Source organism: Erythrobacter mangrovi, from assembly GCF_013260645.1.
Taxonomy (GTDB): Bacteria; Pseudomonadota; Alphaproteobacteria; order Sphingomonadales; family Sphingomonadaceae; genus Qipengyuania; species Qipengyuania mangrovi.
This window is the reverse complement of the sequence record NZ_CP053921.1, coordinates 1,952,292-1,968,509: the sequence shown is the minus strand read 5'-3', so window position 1 is coordinate 1,968,509 and position 16,218 is coordinate 1,952,292. Positions and strand designations below refer to the sequence as shown.

At 61.5% G+C, this 16,218-nt stretch carries 20 protein-coding genes; 15 read left to right on the top strand and 5 right to left on the bottom strand.

The annotated features are described in order from the left end of the window. Position 1 precedes the first annotated feature (1 nt). Positions 2-1,018 carry a 2-hydroxyacid dehydrogenase gene (locus tag HQR01_RS10050; protein ID WP_173214747.1) on the bottom strand — a complete coding sequence of 339 codons (1,017 nt, stop codon included), beginning with the start codon at positions 1,016-1,018 and terminating at the stop codon, positions 2-4. A gap of 152 nt (positions 1,019-1,170) precedes the next feature. On the opposite strand from HQR01_RS10050, the gene HQR01_RS10045 reads away from it, so the two are divergent. Continuing rightward, on the top strand, positions 1,171-1,605 hold the full coding sequence (locus tag HQR01_RS10045) for an SH3 domain-containing protein (protein ID WP_234030119.1): 435 nt from the start codon (positions 1,171-1,173) through the stop codon (positions 1,603-1,605). Between the two features lie 201 nt (positions 1,606-1,806). On the opposite strand, the gene HQR01_RS10040 is transcribed toward HQR01_RS10045, so the two are convergent. The 3 genes from HQR01_RS10040 to HQR01_RS10030 form a co-directional block, all read right to left on the bottom strand. Beyond that, positions 1,807-2,031 (bottom strand): hypothetical protein, encoded by a 225-nt coding sequence (locus HQR01_RS10040; protein WP_173214745.1) that lies wholly within the window; start codon positions 2,029-2,031, stop codon positions 1,807-1,809. 121 nt (positions 2,032-2,152) lie between these two features. Beyond that, positions 2,153-2,554, bottom strand: a complete 402-nt coding sequence (locus HQR01_RS10035; protein ID WP_173214744.1) for a hypothetical protein — start codon at positions 2,552-2,554, stop codon at positions 2,153-2,155. Between the two features lie 85 nt (positions 2,555-2,639). Continuing rightward, on the bottom strand, positions 2,640-3,836 hold the full coding sequence (locus tag HQR01_RS10030; protein ID WP_173214743.1) for an acetyl-CoA C-acyltransferase: 1,197 nt from the start codon (positions 3,834-3,836) through the stop codon (positions 2,640-2,642). A gap of 88 nt (positions 3,837-3,924) precedes the next feature. Between HQR01_RS10030 and HQR01_RS10025 the strand changes: the two genes are divergently transcribed. Next, positions 3,925-5,355, top strand: coding sequence for a coniferyl aldehyde dehydrogenase (locus HQR01_RS10025; protein WP_173214742.1), 1,431 nt, complete (start codon positions 3,925-3,927; stop codon positions 5,353-5,355). 35 nt (positions 5,356-5,390) lie between these two features. Here the strand turns inward: HQR01_RS10025 and HQR01_RS10020 are convergent, their stop codons facing one another. Continuing rightward, positions 5,391-5,873, bottom strand: coding sequence for a YbjN domain-containing protein (locus HQR01_RS10020; protein WP_173214741.1), 483 nt, complete (start codon positions 5,871-5,873; stop codon positions 5,391-5,393). A 269-nt stretch (positions 5,874-6,142) separates the two neighbouring features. Between HQR01_RS10020 and ndhC the strand changes: the two genes are divergently transcribed. The 13 genes from ndhC to nuoI are packed head-to-tail and all read left to right on the top strand — an operon-like array spanning position 6,143 to position 16,212. Next, entirely contained in the window at positions 6,143-6,517 is a 375-nt protein-coding gene (ndhC, locus tag HQR01_RS10015; RefSeq protein WP_173216304.1) for an NADH-quinone oxidoreductase subunit A, read from the top strand. A 4-nt stretch (positions 6,518-6,521) separates the two neighbouring features. After that, entirely contained in the window at positions 6,522-7,076 is a 555-nt protein-coding gene (locus HQR01_RS10010) for a NuoB/complex I 20 kDa subunit family protein (protein ID WP_173214740.1), read from the top strand. 10 nt (positions 7,077-7,086) lie between these two features. Next, entirely contained in the window at positions 7,087-7,941 is an 855-nt protein-coding gene (locus HQR01_RS10005; RefSeq protein WP_173214739.1) for an NADH-quinone oxidoreductase subunit C, read from the top strand. Next, positions 7,938-8,474: a hypothetical protein gene (locus HQR01_RS10000; RefSeq protein ID WP_173214738.1), complete on the top strand. Its 537-nt coding sequence runs from the start codon at positions 7,938-7,940 to the stop codon at positions 8,472-8,474. The genes HQR01_RS10005 and HQR01_RS10000 overlap by 4 nt, the downstream gene beginning before the upstream one ends. Further along, complete coding sequence (locus HQR01_RS09995) at positions 8,471-9,682, top strand: NADH-quinone oxidoreductase subunit D (protein WP_173214737.1); 1,212 nt, start codon at positions 8,471-8,473, stop codon at positions 9,680-9,682. Before HQR01_RS10000 ends, HQR01_RS09995 begins: the two co-directional genes overlap by 4 nt. Next, on the top strand, positions 9,682-10,350 hold the full coding sequence (gene nuoE, locus HQR01_RS09990; protein ID WP_173214736.1) for an NADH-quinone oxidoreductase subunit NuoE: 669 nt from the start codon (positions 9,682-9,684) through the stop codon (positions 10,348-10,350). The genes HQR01_RS09995 and nuoE overlap by 1 nt, the downstream gene beginning before the upstream one ends. Further along, positions 10,350-10,490, top strand: a complete 141-nt coding sequence (locus tag HQR01_RS09985; RefSeq protein ID WP_173214735.1) for a hypothetical protein — start codon at positions 10,350-10,352, stop codon at positions 10,488-10,490. Before nuoE ends, HQR01_RS09985 begins: the two co-directional genes overlap by 1 nt. Further along, positions 10,490-11,782: an NADH-quinone oxidoreductase subunit NuoF gene (nuoF, locus tag HQR01_RS09980; RefSeq protein WP_173214734.1), complete on the top strand. Its 1,293-nt coding sequence runs from the start codon at positions 10,490-10,492 to the stop codon at positions 11,780-11,782. The genes HQR01_RS09985 and nuoF overlap by 1 nt, the downstream gene beginning before the upstream one ends. 20 nt (positions 11,783-11,802) lie before the next feature. Next, on the top strand, positions 11,803-12,486 hold the full coding sequence (locus HQR01_RS09975) for a hypothetical protein (protein WP_173214733.1): 684 nt from the start codon (positions 11,803-11,805) through the stop codon (positions 12,484-12,486). Positions 12,487-12,489: 3 nt separating this feature from the next. Further along, complete coding sequence (gene nuoG, locus HQR01_RS09970) at positions 12,490-14,499, top strand: NADH-quinone oxidoreductase subunit NuoG (protein WP_173214732.1); 2,010 nt, start codon at positions 12,490-12,492, stop codon at positions 14,497-14,499. Continuing rightward, complete coding sequence (locus tag HQR01_RS09965) at positions 14,496-14,666, top strand: hypothetical protein (RefSeq protein WP_173214731.1); 171 nt, start codon at positions 14,496-14,498, stop codon at positions 14,664-14,666. The genes nuoG and HQR01_RS09965 overlap by 4 nt, the downstream gene beginning before the upstream one ends. Continuing rightward, positions 14,666-15,730 carry an NADH-quinone oxidoreductase subunit NuoH gene (gene nuoH / locus HQR01_RS09960; protein WP_173214730.1) on the top strand — a complete coding sequence of 355 codons (1,065 nt, stop codon included), beginning with the start codon at positions 14,666-14,668 and terminating at the stop codon, positions 15,728-15,730. The genes HQR01_RS09965 and nuoH overlap by 1 nt, the downstream gene beginning before the upstream one ends. Next, complete coding sequence (gene nuoI, locus HQR01_RS09955) at positions 15,727-16,212, top strand: NADH-quinone oxidoreductase subunit NuoI (protein WP_173214729.1); 486 nt, start codon at positions 15,727-15,729, stop codon at positions 16,210-16,212. The genes nuoH and nuoI overlap by 4 nt, the downstream gene beginning before the upstream one ends. Positions 16,213-16,218 lie beyond the last annotated feature (6 nt).

Below are 16,218 nucleotides of genomic sequence, written 5' to 3'. Positions count from 1 at the left end.
CTCAGTCGAGGCCGGTCAGCACCTGATCGGGGGGGCGGTGACCATCGGCCCACATACGGATGTTGGCGATGACCTTTAGGCCCGACTCCTCGCGGCCTTCACGGGTCGCACTGCCGATATGGGGCAACGTCATGACATTGGGGTACTCAAGCAGGCGCGGGTCGACATTGGGTTCGTCCGGATAGACGTCGAGGCCCACGCCGGCCAGCCGACCTTCGGCCAGGGCGGTAACCAGTGCTTCCTGATCGATCAGATCGCCGCGCGCGGTGTTCACCAGGCAGGTGCCTTCTTTCATCAAGGCGAACCGCCCGGCGTCGATCATGTGATGGGAGTTTGGGCCGGCCGGGCAGTGCAGGGTGATGATATCGGCCCGGGCAACCAGCTCGTCGAGCGTTTCGACATAGGTGGCCGAGAACATCCGTTCTACCGCTTCGGGCAGCCGCTTGCGATTATGATAGACGATCTCCAGCCCAAAGGCGCGCGCGCGGTGCGCCACCGCCTGCCCGATGCGTCCCATTCCGACTATGCCCAACACCTTGCCGCCGAGCTTGCGCCCGAGCAACGAGGTCGGGGTCCAGCCTGACCATTCGCCGCTGCGCACAAGGTGCACGCCTTCGCGCACCCGGCGGGGCACGCCGATGATCATCTCCATCGCAATGTCGGCGGTATCGTCGGTGAACACGCCCGGGGTGTTGGTAACCATCACCTTGCGTGCGGCAGCAGCCTTGAGATCGATATGTTCGGTGCCCGCACCGAAGTTGGCGATCAACCGCATCTCCGGCCCCGCGGCTCCGATCAGTACGGCGTCGATGCGATCTGTGACCGTCGGTACCAGCACATCGCAACCCTGCATTGCGTCCACGAGCTGGTCGCGGGTCAGCGGGGTATCAGATCGGTTGAGCGTCACGTCGAACAGCTCGGCCATCCGGTCTTCCACCGATGGCATCAGGTGCCGCGTCACGAAGACTCGCGGGCGGCGCTCAAGGCGCTTGGTGACCGTGTCGCTAGGCTGTTCCATCTGGGCTACAGAGCTATGAGCAGGCGAGGGTGGTGGTCAAGCTCCCCACGAGAAAACCTGCCGCATTTCACGCCGCTTGCAGTTGCCGCCTGAGACCGGAATCATGTATGCGCCCAGCGATGATTGCGCGTGCGCTCCTCTTATTGATCGCCATGTTCGGGATTGCTGTGTCGGCTGCCGCGCAGGATCGCGAGGTTCCCTACTGGGCGACCATCCGTGCAAGCGAGCTCAATATGCGTGTGGGCCCTAGCGCAGATTATCGCATCGACTGGGTTTATCGCCGTCCAGGATTGCCCGTGAAGGTGATCCGCGTGCTTGAAGGCTGGCGTCTCATCGAAGATCCGGACGGAGCCCGGGGATGGGTCGTCGCGAGGCTGCTCAGCCCGGACCGTGGGGCGATCGTTGTCGGGAAAGGCGCAACCGAGCTGCGCGACGCTCCATCGGACAGTGCGGCGGTCAAGTGGCGGATCGAACCAGGCGTTTCGGGCGTTTTGGGCGATTGCGAGGCCGGATGGTGCGAACTCACCGTCGCCAAGCGTAGTGGCTGGATCAGATCCGCCCGCCTGTGGGGTGCGGGCGACCCCTAAGGACCACTCTTGCGAAGGGACTTCTGCTGGCTCGGTCGGCGATATCGGGTCCAGCCGGGTCACTGACGAAGTGATCAGGCCTGCAGCATCCTTGATCTCGAAACTGCCGTCCGCGCCCGGGGCGCCGCCGGTATAGCAGGTCTCCGGTTCCTCGCCATCGGAGTCGAAGCACATTGTCTCGCCCTCCTGTCGCCACCTGCCTCATTCTGTTTCTGCGCCACCTTCGGTAGTGTCGATATAGGTTCCGTCAGCTCCGATCGTCTCGATCATCACCGACCCATCGGCGAGCACGATTTTGTAAGTGCCAGCGACGTCGTCTTGCGCAGTTTCGTTTGACGGCGCGCCAAATGCGATTTCGGCGAGCGTGTCCTGTTGGCTGCAACCGGCCAAGGCGATGATGGTGGTAATGGCCAAAGCAGTTCTCATCAGGTCTCTCTTCGATGGAGCTCCGGCTGTCGTGCCGCCTGCTTTTGCGGCACGAAAGGGAAAAGGGCGGCAGGATCACTCCCGCCGCCCTAACCCTTGTTGCTTTGGTTCGTGCCGGAGTTCAGCTCGCAGTCTTCGGCTTGACTGTCACCGGATCGCCTTCGTCGGGCGTTGCGGTAAAGGACCCATCCTCCGCCCGCTCCGATTCAGTAAAGCACATCGGCGTCGCACCTTCGGTCGTCGGAGTGAAGCAGGTCTTGCCATCGACCACCGCATAGGTCCCTTCCTCGACGACGGTCCCATCCGCCGCGACATCGGAATATGTCCCATCGGCGTTGATGTTGGCGGTCATCGTCGTGCCGTCGGCATTGGTCACTTCATAGGCACCGGCAGGTGAGCCGTTGGCAACGACGCCTTCTGGTGCCGGTGCTTCAACCGCAGTCTCTTCCTCCGCAGGCGCAGGCGCTTCGCCTGAACAGGCCGCAAGTGCCATGATTGATGTCGCCAGTAGCAGTATCCGCATATCACATCTCCCCAAGTGCGAGTGCGGCCCTGCACTATTGCTAGCACAGGGCCGGTCACTTGGGAAACTGCGAGGCGTGAGGCGGTTAGACCAGCTCGACCGCCACCGCAGTTGCTTCACCGCCGCCGATGCAGAGCGACGCGACGCCGCGCTTCTTGCCTTGCTTCTGCAGCGCGTTGAGCAGCGTCACGATGATGCGCGCGCCGCTGGCGCCAATCGGATGGCCGAGCGCCGTCGCGCCACCGTTCACATTGATCTTCTCATGCGGAATGCCGATGTCGCGCATCGCGAACATCGCGACACAGGCGAAGGCTTCATTGACTTCCCACAGATCGACGTCGTCGGTCGACCAGCCGGCCTTGTCGAGCAATTTCTGGATGGCGCCGACAGGGGCCACGGTGAAGTCCTTGGGCTCCTGCGCATGGGCGGCCATGGCGACGATCTTGGCTACGGGAGTTTGCCCGTTGGCATTGGCGAGGCTCTCGCGAGTCAGCACCACCGCGGCCGCGCCGTCCGAGATCGAGGAGGACGTTGCCGCGGTAATGGTGCCGTCCTTGGCGAAGGCCGGACGCAGCGTCGGGATCTTCTCGGGCTTGCCCTTGCCGGGCTGTTCGTCGGTGTCGACGGTCACTTCTCCAGCGCGGGTAGCGAAGGTTACGCCGACGACCTCACCTTCGAAGGCACCGCTTTCGATTGCGGCATTGGCGCGACGTAGCGATTCGATCGAGTAACCGTCCATGTCTTCACGGGTAAGCTGGTATTCGTTGGCGGTATCTTGGGCAAAAGTGCCCATCGCGCGGCCAACGTCATAGGCGTCCTCGAGACCGTCGAGGAACATGTGGTCGTAGGTTGTGTCGTGCCCAATGCGAGCACCTGAACGGTGCTTCTTGAGCAGGTAGGGGGCGTTGGTCATGCTCTCCATGCCGCCGGCGACGATGTAGTCGACCGTTCCGCTAGCGAGAGCTTCTGCGCCCATGAAGACTGTCTGCATGCCACTGCCGCATACCTTGTTGACCGTGGTCGCCTGGACCGACTTGGGTAGGCCTGCCTTGATCGAGGCCTGGCGCGCGGGTGCCTGGCCGAGGCCGGCTGTAAGAACACAGCCCATATAGGTCCGGTCGAACTTCTCAGGCGCCACGCCCGAGCGTTCTACTGCGGCCTTGACGGCCGTGGCGCCAAGGTCGGTTGCCGAGACTTCGGAAAGGGCACCCTGCATGCCGCCCATCGGCGTACGGGCATAGGAAAGGATCACGACGGGATCGGCGGCGCTGAACTGGGTCATCTTGTGCAGGTCCTTGGCTTCTGGAATAGCATGCAGGCGAGATAGGGCCTGCGTCGCTGCGGCGCAACATGGACAAGGGGAGAATACGATGGCGGATGACCGCAAGGCGGAAATGGAAGCAGTGCTGCGTAAGCAGCGTGCGGCACACCACCAGATGCGACCGGAACCGATGGCATTGCGCCGCGATCGAATCGAGCGCGCAATCAGGCTCCTCAAGACCCATGCCGAAGATCTCTGCAAGGTGATGAGCGCCGATTTCGGCAGCCGTAGCCCCCACCAGTCGATGATCACCGATATCGGCGGGACCGTGAACTTCGGGAAATACTGTCTGAAGAACATGGAGAAGTGGGCGCGGGCGGAGAAGCGCCACGTGCAGTTTCCACTGGGGCTGCTCGGCGCAAAGGCAGAGCTGCGCTACGAACCCAAGGGCGTCGTCGGAATCCTTAGCCCATGGAACTTTCCGGTGAATCTCAGCTTCGGGCCGCTCATGCAGGTATTCGCTGCCGGCAACCGTGCGATGATCAAGCCTTCCGAGTTTACCGAGAAGACCAGCCTGCTGACCAAGGAACTGATCGCGGAATACTTCACTCCCGACGAGTGCGCGGTGTTCACCGGGGGGCCGGAGGTCGCGGCGGCCTTTTCAGAGCTGCCCTTCGACCACCTCGTCTTCACCGGATCGACCGCGACCGGGCGACGGGTCATGGAGGCTGCTTCGAAGAACCTTGTGCCGGTGACCCTGGAACTGGGCGGCAAGAGCCCGGTGTTCATGGGTGAGAGCGCGGATTTCGCGAAGGCAGGCGAACGCATCGCGCTGGGCAAGATGATGAATGCCGGGCAGATCTGCCTTGCGCCCGACTATCTCTATGTCCCCGAAAGCAAGCAGGACGAGGCAATCCATGGCGTGTGGCAGGGTACTGCGAACATGTACCCGACCCTGCTGGAGAATGAAGACTACGCGAGTGTCGTCTCCGACCGCCACTTCGACCGCCTCAAGGGCCTGGTGCAGGACGCCAGGGACAAGGGCGCCGAGGTTATCGAGGTCAATCCCGGCAATGAGGATTTCTCGAACACCAACGCCCGCAAGATGCCGCTGACGATCCTCAAGAACGTCACCGACGACATGCTGGCGATGAAGGAGGAGATCTTCGGCCCGGTCCTGCCGGTGAAAACCTACAGCCGGATCGACGAGGCAATCGACTACGTCAACGAGCATGATCGCCCGCTCGGGCTCTACTACTTCGGCGAAAGCGCCGACGAGCGCGAGAAGGTGCTGACCAAGACGATCAGCGGGGGCGTAACCGTAAACGACGTCATCTTCCACGTCTCCATGGATGACCTGCCATTCGGCGGTGTGGGTGCTTCAGGGATGGGAAGCTACCACGGGGTTGAAGGCTTCCGCGAGTTCAGCCACGCGCGAAGCGTATATACCCAACCGAAGATCGATATTGCCAAGCTCGGCGGTTTCAAGCCGCCCTATGGTACGGCAACCGAGAAAGCGGTCAAAGGCATGATGAAGTAGGGGCGCCGTGCTAGCCGGCGCCTCGCGGCGCCGGCTCAGTCGAACAGGTATGAGTGATAGGCGTCCATCAATGCCGACCACGTATTGAACGTCTCCAGCAGGTTGGCCCGCGGGATACCCCCAAAGTCGAGATCGACGTCCATCTCCAACACCGGATCGCCTTCGTTGTCGCGATAGGCGCGGGCGAACCGTTTGGTCCTGTTCCATTCATTGAGCTCGTCGAGCGTAGTGTCCTTGGCATCGCTGAAGCCCATGTAATACTGCAAGGTCGTGCAGTTCTGGTGTTCGTCGTCGCAGTTCATGAGCAGGACGAGGAACTTCATGTCGTTGTAGCTGCTCTCGATATACGGATTGTCGTCGTCGGGCAGCACGAGTTTGGCGGGCCAGCCTTTTTCCTTGATCGCAGACGAGATTGCCTGTGGGTCTTTCGGAGTGACCATCTGTGCAGTTGCGGGTGTGGCGGCCGGCAGGGCCGCTGCAGCCATTGCACATAGCAGGGCCTTGGATCGAAATTTCATGGTTTGGTATCCCCCCTCTTCCTCGGATGTCGGCGCACGCGAAAGCGCCGAACAGTCCTAGCGATACATCTTTCGAAGTGATCTCCGCCAGCAACAAAAAACCAATGGCAACGTCGCTTGTGCAGCGATTGGATTACCCGACACACACTTCCGACGAACCGCAAACGGCGCGCAAGGGTTGTCGCCAAATTTGCACGGCCCGACCCCTTGCGCCCGCGAGCCCGTCCGCCTAGAGGCAGGCCAAATTTCGAGCCCAGATGGATTCCTACGTGGTCGACCTCGAGCAATATCTTCCGATCCTGATCTTCCTGTTCATCGCGGTGGGCCTGTCGGCGCTGTTCGTCTTCCTGCCCATGGGCGTGGCGCGGCTGACCGGCACCCATAACCCGGACGCCGAGAAGCTCAGCGAGTACGAATGCGGCTTCCCGGCATTCGAAGATCCGCGCAGCCAGTTCGACGTGCGATTCTATCTGATCGCGATCCTTTTCATCATCTTCGACCTCGAAGCGGCTTTCCTGTTCCCCTGGGCGGTCAGCCTCGACCTCACCGGTTGGGCGGGATGGACTACCATGATGGTGTTCCTCTTCGAACTCGCCGTTGGCCTCGCCTATGCGTGGAAGGTCGGCGCGCTGGAGTGGGAGTAATCCAATGACCCAGCAGGATATCATCATGCCCCCGGCGGCACGGCCAGGCGATGTTCGCCAGCCAGATGCCGATTATTTCAGCGCCTTGCAGACCGAGGTGAATGACAAGGGTTTCCTCGTCACCAGCACCGAGGACCTGTTCAACTGGGCGCGCACCGGTTCGCTGTGGTGGATGACCTTTGGTCTTGCGTGTTGTGCGGTCGAGATGATCCACGTCAACATGCCGCGCTATGACATGGAGCGCTTCGGCGTCGCCCCGCGCGCTTCGCCGCGCCAGTCCGACGTTATGATTGTCGCCGGTACGCTGTGCAACAAGATGGCCCCGGCACTGCGCAAGGTCTATGACCAGATGTCGGACCCCAAGTACGTCATTTCGATGGGGAGCTGCGCCAACGGCGGCGGTTACTACCATTACAGCTATTCCGTCGTGCGTGGCTGCGATCGCATCGTGCCGGTCGATATCTACGTCCCCGGCTGCCCGCCGACCGCAGAAGCGCTGCTCTACGGTGTGATGCAGCTGCAGCGGAAGATCCGCCGCACGGGCACGATCCAGAGGTAAGGGCGAAGCAATGGCAACGCTACATTCCGCGCCCCGTTTCACGAAGATCGAGGGCCTCAAGGACACGCTGGCAAAAGCGCTTGGTGATCATCTCGTCGAGGCGATAGAGGCGCATGGCGAACTGCTGCTCCATGTGAAGCGCGACAGAGTTGAGGATGCGCTGCGCATCCTGCGCGACAACCATGAATACCAGCAGCTGATGGAAATCGCCGGGGCTGACTATCCGGCCCGGGCTGAGCGCTTCGAAGTGGTTTACATGCTGCTTTCGGTCACGACCAACAGCCGCATCATCGTGAAGTGCCGTGCGAACGAGGACACGCCTGTGCCGACGGTCACCACGCTGTGGCCCAACGCAGGTTGGCTCGAACGCGAAGTGTTCGACATGTACGGCGTGCTATTCGCCGGGAACACCGACCTGCGCCGCATCCTGACCGACTACGGGTTCGAAGGACATCCTTTCCGCAAGGACTTCCCGCTGACGGGGTATCAGGAACTGCGTTACTCGGAAGAGCTCAAGCGCGTGGTTTATGAGCCGGTCCAGCTTGCGCAGGACTTGCGCCAGTTCGACTTCATGTCTCCCTGGGAGGGCGCGGAATACGTGCTGCCGGGGGACGAGAAGGCGGCGACGCCACCTGTCGCCGAGCCGAAGACGACTGCAAAGCCTGCTGATACCGGGGCTGGTGCTAAGGCCGATGCCAAGGCAGCCGAGAAGGTCGCAGCCAAGGCGCCCGCGAAGAAGAAGGCTGCAACCAAGAAGGCCGCGGCCAAGAAGCCTGCAGCAAAGAAGGCCACCGCGAAGAAGCCTGCCGCAACCAAGGCGCCGGCCAAACGCAAGCCTGCAGCGAAGAAGAAGGACGCCGAATGATGCGTCGGCTTCTCCCTATCGCTATTGTCGCGCTCGCGGCCTGCTCGCAGCAATCTACCGAACAGGAAAGCGCCGACGATTTCGCGGCTCGTATCGGGCAAGACGGCTCGCAGCAGCTCGATCCTGCGCAGCCCGATCCGGATGCGCCGAATACCGCGCAACCTGCACCGCCAGCCAATGTCGACCTGACCGCGCTGCAGCAACTGGGTGACGTTGGCGGGGTCAACCTCGGCCCTCGCGACGGTGGCTGCACGCTGATGGTGGGTGAGCAGGAAATGCTGATCGCCGCGGCGATGAAGGACAAGGCCTTACCGGGTAAGGCGGTGGTCCGCGTGGGCAGCACGCTCGTGATGACCGACGCTGCCATTGGCGGACTTGAGGCCGTGAGGCGCGGCACGACCTTCGAGGGTGAAGGTTTCAAAGTTACCGTCCGCCCGGCCGCGGGTGACGCCCAGAGCCGTCCGGCGAATGTCATCGTCACCGACGCGGCGGGCAAATCGCAAACCTATTCCGGAACGTGGATCTGCGCATGAGCATGCAGCTTGAAGCCTCGCCCACCACCGGCGACGAGGTCATCACCAACTACACGATCAACTTCGGGCCCCAGCACCCGGCGGCGCATGGTGTGCTGCGCATGGTGATGGAACTCGACGGTGAGATCATCGAACGGATCGATCCGCATGTCGGCCTGCTTCATCGCGGGACCGAAAAGCTGATCGAGAACAAGACCTACCTGCAGGCGCTGCCCTATTTCGACCGGCTCGATTACTGCAGCCCGCTGTGCATGGAGCACAGCTACGTCCTCGCGATCGAGAAGCTGCTCAACCTCGAAGTGCCCGAACGCGCGCAATACTTGCGTGTGCTGTTCGCCGAGTTGACCCGCATCTGCAACCACATGCTCAACATCGGCGCACACGTCATGGACGTGGGCGCGATGACCCCGAACCTGTGGGTGTTCGAGCTGCGCGAAGACTGCATGAACTTCTTCGAGCGGGCTTCGGGTGCACGCATGCACAGCGCCTGGTTCCGCCCCGGTGGCGTCCACCAGGACGTTCCGGAGAAGCTGCTCGTTGATATCGGCACCTGGGTCGATACGCGCCTGCCCGAACTGTTCGGCGATGCGATGAGCCTGGTGCTCGACAACCGCATCTTCAAGCAGCGCAACGTCGATATCGCTCTGGTGAGCAAGGAAGATGCGCTGGCCTGGGGCTTCAGCGGCCCGATGATCCGCGCTGCGGGCATTCCGTGGGACCTGCGCAAGAGCCAGCCATATGACGTCTATGACCGGATGGAGTTCGACATTCCCGTCGGCACCAATTCGGACTGCTATGACCGTTTCATGGTTCGCGTGAAGGAGGTCTACGAGAGCGCGAAGATCATCAAGCAGTGTCTCGCGCAGATGCCTGAAGGGCCGATCTGCTCGGATGACCGCAAGGTCTCACCCCCCAAGCGCGGCGAGATGAAGCAGTCGATGGAAGCGCTGATCCACCACTTCAAGCTCTACACGGAGGGCTTCCACGTGCCCGCGGGCGAAGTCTACGTCGCGACCGAAAGCCCTAAGGGCGAATTCGGCGTCTACCTCGTCAGCGACGGGTCGAACAAACCCTATCGTTGTAAGATCCGCCCGACCGCCTTCAGCCACCTGCAAGCCATGGATTTCATGTCGAAAGGCCACATGCTGCCTGATGCCACCGCCATTCTTGGCGCCATCGACGTCGTGTTCGGGGAGTGTGACCGCTAATGGCTGACCGTTCCCCCGCACCTGACACCCCCGAACTACGCGACCGTTGGGGCGGATTCGAGTTCAACGATGCTTGGCGCGCTAAGGCCGACGCCACGATCGCGCGCTATCCCGAAGGGCGCCAGCGCTCGGCAGTGATGGCGCTGCTCGACTATGCCCAGCGGCAGGTTGGCGAGGAAACCAACACGCAGGGCTGGCTGCCGCTGCCCGTGATCGAGTATGTCGCCGACTATCTCGGCATGCCGGTGATCCGCGTGCTCGAGGTCGCGACCTTCTACTTCATGTACAACATGAAGCCGGTTGGCAGGTACCACGTGCAAGTTTGCGGCACGACGCCGTGCATGCTGCGCGGGTCGGACGGACTTTTTGAAACCTGCAAGAAGCGCGGGATGAAGAAGGGCCACGTTTCGGACGACGGCCTTTGGACTCTCACTGAAGTCGAGTGCATGGGCAACTGCTCAAGCGCACCCATGGTTCAGATCAACGACGACAATTACGAGGATCTGACGCCCGAACGGCTCGACGCGATCCTCGATACGCTGGCGAAGGACGAGCAACCGAAGACCGGCACACAGGAACCCGGCCGTCATACGGTCGAACCCGTCGGCGGTCCGACCACGCTGACCGCCATGGTCGACGCCAATCACGATTACCGGAAGGAATGGTGATGAGCATAGCGACCATTCTAGTCGCACTGATCGTGTGCTTTGTCGCCTGGAAGGTGCTGACAGGCATCATCAAGTTCGGGCTGATGGCCGTGGTGCTTGTCGGCGCATTCTATTTCCTCTCGCAGGGAGGGTCACTCTGATGCTCGCGGATAAGGACCGCATCTTCACCAACCTGTATGGCTATCAGGACTGGGGCCTGAAGGCGGCGCAGGCGCGTGGCGACTGGGACGATACCAAGTCGCTGATCGCGCGCGGGCAGGATGCCATCATTGAGGAGGTGAAGGCTTCCGGTCTTCGCGGCCGTGGTGGCGCTGGCTTCCCCACCGGCCTCAAGTGGTCGTTCATGCCCAAGGAAAGCCGCGACGGTCGTCCGAGCTTCCTGGTTATCAATGCCGACGAATCCGAGCCGGGTTCGTGCAAGGACCGCGAAATCATTCGCCACGATCCGCACAAATTGATCGAAGGCGCGCTGATCGCGGGTTTCGCCATGCGTGCGCGGGCGGCCTACATCTACATCCGCGGCGAATACATCCGCGAGGCAGAAACGCTGCAGAAGGCGATCGACGAAGCCTATGCTGCGAAGCTGCTGGGTAAGAACGCGGCGAAGTCGGGCTATGATTTCGACGTCTTCGTCCACCGCGGTGCGGGCGCTTACATCTGCGGTGAAGAAACCGCGATGATCGAGAGCCTCGAAGGCAAGAAGGGGCAGCCTCGCCTCAAACCGCCGTTCCCGGCCGGGGCGGGGCTCTATGGCTGCCCGACCACGGTCAACAACGTCGAAAGCATCGCGGTTGTCCCGACGATCCTGCGGCGCAGCGCGTCGTGGTTCAGTTCCTTCGGGCGTGAGAACAACAAGGGCACGAAGCTCTTTCAGATCAGCGGGCATGTGAACAAGCCCTGTGTCGTCGAAGAGGCGATGAGCATCCCCTTCAGCGAGCTAATCGAGAAGCACTGCGGCGGCATCACCGGCGGCAAGGACAACCTCCTTGCTGTAATCCCCGGCGGCTCTTCGGTCCCGCTAGTCCCGGCCCAGCAGATCTGGGACGCGCCGATGGACTTTGATGGCCTGCGCGAAGTCGGCTCGGGACTTGGTACCGCAGCAGTTATCGTGATGGACAAGTCCACCGACATCGTCCGCGCAATCTCGCGCCTGAGCTACTTCTACAAGCACGAAAGCTGCGGCCAGTGCACTCCTTGCCGCGAGGGTACGGGCTGGATGTGGCGCATGATGGAGCGCCTGCGCACTGGCGATGCCGCGATCGAAGAGATCGACATGCTCCAGCAGGTGACCAAGCAGGTCGAAGGCCACACCATCTGCGCACTGGGCGACGCGGCGGCTTGGCCGATCCAGGGCCTGATCCGTCACTTCCGCCCCGAGCTCGAGCGTCGGATCCACGAACATAACGCCAAGTTTGCGGAGGCGGCGGAATGACTCGTAGGCGATCCCTTACAATGCGCGGGTTGCTTTCGTTGGCTCTGGTTACTTTTGTAGCTTTACCGACCGCCGCGAGTGCCCAATGGACCGGGTCGCGGATCGGAAGCACCGCGAAACGCGGAAATCCAAGCGAAGTCATGCAAATCACTGCAGAATGCGTGGCCAGGCGCGGGCCCGGTTACGCCTTCGACCTGATGGAATCACTCCCTGGTAGTGAAGATGAGTTCCTTATTATCCGGCGCAATGAGGGTGACATCGGTAACTGCATGGACAGTTCCGACGTTGCTGTAGGAAATTGGCAGTTGTCTTTCGTTGCCAGGAGCTTTCGGCGCTCGCTCGTGCGCGAGATGGTACGGGTCCAGCTGCGAAGGAAGGTCGATACGAGCTTGCTGGCTAGCGGCGAGTCCTGGTTTGTAGAAGCGGTAGCAGCCGCGCCAGAGGGCACTCGCGGCGATCTTGCGTATCTTTCCTACATGGATTTCGGAGACTGCGTTGTGGCGTCGGCACCGCAGGAGTCGATCGAGTTGGCGAAGAGTGAGCCAGAGTCGACGGATGAGCGTCTTGCCGTACAAGCACTTGTGCCGTTTCTGAGCTCTTGCCTTGGACAAGGACAAGAACTCAAGCTTTCGACTGAAACGCTTCGCTTGGCGGTTACAGAGCCGCTCTATCACCGTATCCGCCGTATCGAGCTTGAGAACTGAATAATGCCTAAAGTCACCGTAGACGGACAGGAAATCGAGGTTCCGGACGGCGCCACCGTCCTGCAGGCCTGCGAGCTTGCGGGGAAGGAAATCCCCCGCTTCTGCTATCACGAGCGGCTCTCGATTGCTGGCAATTGCCGCATGTGCCTGGTCGAGGTGAAGCCCGGGCCGCCCAAGCCGCAGGCAAGCTGTGCGCTTCCGGCGACTGAAGGACAGGAAATCCGCACTGACACGCCGATGGTGAAGACCGCGCGCGAAGGGGTGATGGAGTTCCTCCTGATCAACCACCCGCTCGACTGCCCGATCTGCGACCAGGGTGGCGAATGCGACCTGCAGGACCAATCGATCGCCTATGGTCGTGGTGGCTCGCGCTATCACGAGAACAAGCGTGCGGTGACCGAGAAGTACATGGGCCCGCTGATCAAGACGGTCATGACCCGCTGCATTCACTGTACTCGCTGCGTGCGCTTCTCCGAAGAGATCGCGGGCGTGGACGAAATCGGCGCGCTCTATCGCGGCGAGGACATGCAGATCACCACCTACCTTGAGCAGGCGGCCGAACATGAGCTGTCTGCCAATGTGATCGATCTGTGCCCGGTCGGCGCGCTCACATCGCGCCCCTACGCCTTCGAGGCGCGTCCGTGGGAACTCAAGAAGACCCTCAGCATCGATGTTTCCGATGCGGTGGGTGCGAACATTCGCCTCGACAGCCGCGGCCGTGAAGTCATGCGTGCACTTCCGCGCATCAATGACGACGTCAACGAGGAATGGCTGTCCGACAAGGGCCGCTACATGGTCGATGGCCTCGGCAAGCGCCGGCTCGATAAGGTCTTCATGCGCGTCAAGGGCGGCCTCAAACCTGCGAGCTGGGACGATGCCTTCAAGGCGATCGCCAAGGCCAAGCCGGGCAAGTCCATTGCGGCCATCGCCGGCGACATGGTCGATTGCGAGACGATGTTCGCGGCCAAGGCCTTGCTCAAGGCCTGCGGATCGACCCTGCTCGAAGGCCGCCAGACCGGCATGGACTATGACGTGACCAATCTCGCCGCGGTCAATTTCAACTCGACCTTTGCCGGGATCGAGACTTCCGACGCAATCCTGATCGTTGGCAGCCACATCCGCTGGGAAGCTGCGCTGGTCAATGTCCGCCTCCGCAAGGCGGTAAAGCGCGGTGCCAAGGTGTTCATTTTGGGCCCCTATTGGGACCCGACCTATCCGGCAGAGTTCCTCGGCGAGGATCTCTCGCTGCTCGGCAAGCTGCCCAAGGAAGTGGCCGATGTGTTCAAGGGTGCCGCGCGTCCGGCGATCATCATGGGCGGTGCGGCACTGGCCAAAGGCGCTTTGGGCGCCGGACTGGCCTTCGCGGACAAGTACGGTCTCGTGAAGGATGGCTGGAACGGCTTCAACGTTCTCCATTTCAGCGCCGCGCGCATGGGCGGGCTAATGCTCGGCTTCGCGCAAAAGGGTGGGATGAAGGATATTGTTGCGGCCAAGCCCAAGGTCGTGATCAGCCTTGGCGCGGACGAAATGGATTTCGAGCCCTTTGCTGACGCGATCAAGGTCTACATCGGCCATCATGGCGACAAGGGTGCGCATGCGGCGGATATCATCCTGCCGGGCGCGAGCTACGCCGAAAAGGACGGTACCTACGTCAACACCGAAGGGCGTGTGCAGTTTGCCGAGAAGGCTGTCTTCGCACCGGGCGACGCGCGTGAAGACTGGACCATCCTGCGCGCGTTGGCCGATGCGCTGGGTGTCTCGGTCGGTTTCGACAGTTTCGCGCGGCTCCAGGCGGCGATGATCAAGGAAGTCCCGGCACTGGGCGAGGAAGGACTTTCGAACTACGGCGCGCTGCCCAAGGCTGATGCAAAGACCAAGGCAGAAGGCGTCATCTCCGCCTATCCGATCAAGGATTTCTACCTCACCAACCCGATCGCCCGCGCCAGCGAAATGATGCAGCGCTGCTCGGCAGAACTGCTCCATGGTGACGCCTTGGCGGAGGCTGCGGAATGACCGTGGGACTCGCCATTGTTGGTGCGCTGCTTCTGCTAGTGCTCGTGTTCGTCGTTTCGATGAAACTGACCGATCGCAAATCGAATGAGGATCTGAAGAAGCGGACTCCCGATGCTTCCGAAATCAATGCCGACAGCGGCTACGCGACTCCGGTAGGTGACGAATAATGACCGAATTCTTCCAGAACCTCGGCCTGCCATACGAGGGCGCATGGCTTGTCGCGACGGTTGCCGGCATCCTGCTGATCGCCTTGCCGTTGATGCTGGCGGTGGCGATGATCATCTATGCCGATCGCAAAATCTGGGCAGCGATCGCGCTGCGCAAGGGGCCGAACGTGGTCGGACCCTTCGGACTGCTTCAGTCCTTTGCCGACGGGCTCAAGGTGTTCCTGCAGGAAACGATCGTCCCGACCGCGGCGAACAAGGCGATCTTCCTCATCGCCCCGATCATCACCTTCACGGTGGCACTGCTTGCGTGGGCGGTGGTGCCGTTTGGTCCCGTGGCGGTGCTGGCCGATATCAACATCGGCTTGCTCTACATCCTCGCGATCAGTTCGCTTGGGGTTTACGGCGTGGTCATGTCGGGTTGGGCATCCAACTCGAAGTACCCCTTCTTCTCCGCCATGCGCGCCGCGGCGCAGATGATCAGCTACGAAGTCTCGATTGGTTTCATCCTGATCTGCGTGGTGCTGTGGGCGGGCACGTTCAACATGAACGGCATCATCCTGGCCCAGAAAGGGCACATCTTCGGCCTGATCAACGGCTTCGTGTTCAACCCGCTGCTGTTCCCGCTGTGGGTCATGTTCCTGATCAGCGCACTGGCAGAAACCGCGCGCGCGCCTTTCGACCTGACCGAGGCGGAGAGCGAGCTGGTGGGTGGCTACCAGACCGAATATTCCTCGATGAGCTTCGCGCTGTTCTGGCTCGGTGAGTACGCCAATGTCATCCTGATGTGCGCGCTGAACGCCATTCTGTTCTGGGGTGGCTGGCTGCCGCCGCTCGATATCCCGGTCCTCTACAGCTTCTTCTTCACCGAAGGCCTGACCGCAGTCTTCTGGCTGTTCGCGAAGATCCTGTTCTTCTTCTTCATCTTCAGCTGGGTGAAGGCTACCGTACCGCGCTATCGCTATGACCAGCTGATGCGCCTGGGCTGGAAGGTATTCCTGCCGCTGAGCCTGTTCTTCGTCGTACTCGTAAGTGGCTACTTGATGGCCACGGGACATTACGCATGACTGTCGCGCAACTCGTCAAGTCGTTCACCCTGTGGGAGTTCGTGAAGGCACACGCCCTCACGCTGAAGTACTTCTTCAAGCCCAAGGCGACGATCAATTACCCGTTTGAGAAGAACCCGATCAGCCCGCGCTTTCGCGGCGAGCATGCGCTGCGTCGCTATCCCAATGGCGAAGAACGCTGCATTGCCTGCAAGCTGTGCGAAGCGATCTGCCCGGCACAGGCGATCACGATCGAGGCCGAACCGCGCGAGGACGGCAGCCGCCGCACCACGCGTTACGACATCGACATGACCAAGTGCATCTACTGCGGTTTCTGCCAGGAAGCTTGCCCGGTCGATGCCATCGTCGAAGGGCCGAACTTCGAATATGCGACCGAAACCCGCGAGGAGCTTCTTTACGACAAGGCCAAGCTGCTCGCCAATGGTGACAAGTGGGAGCGCGCTATCGCTGCGAACCTTGAAGCCGATGCGCCGTATCGATAGGGGGCC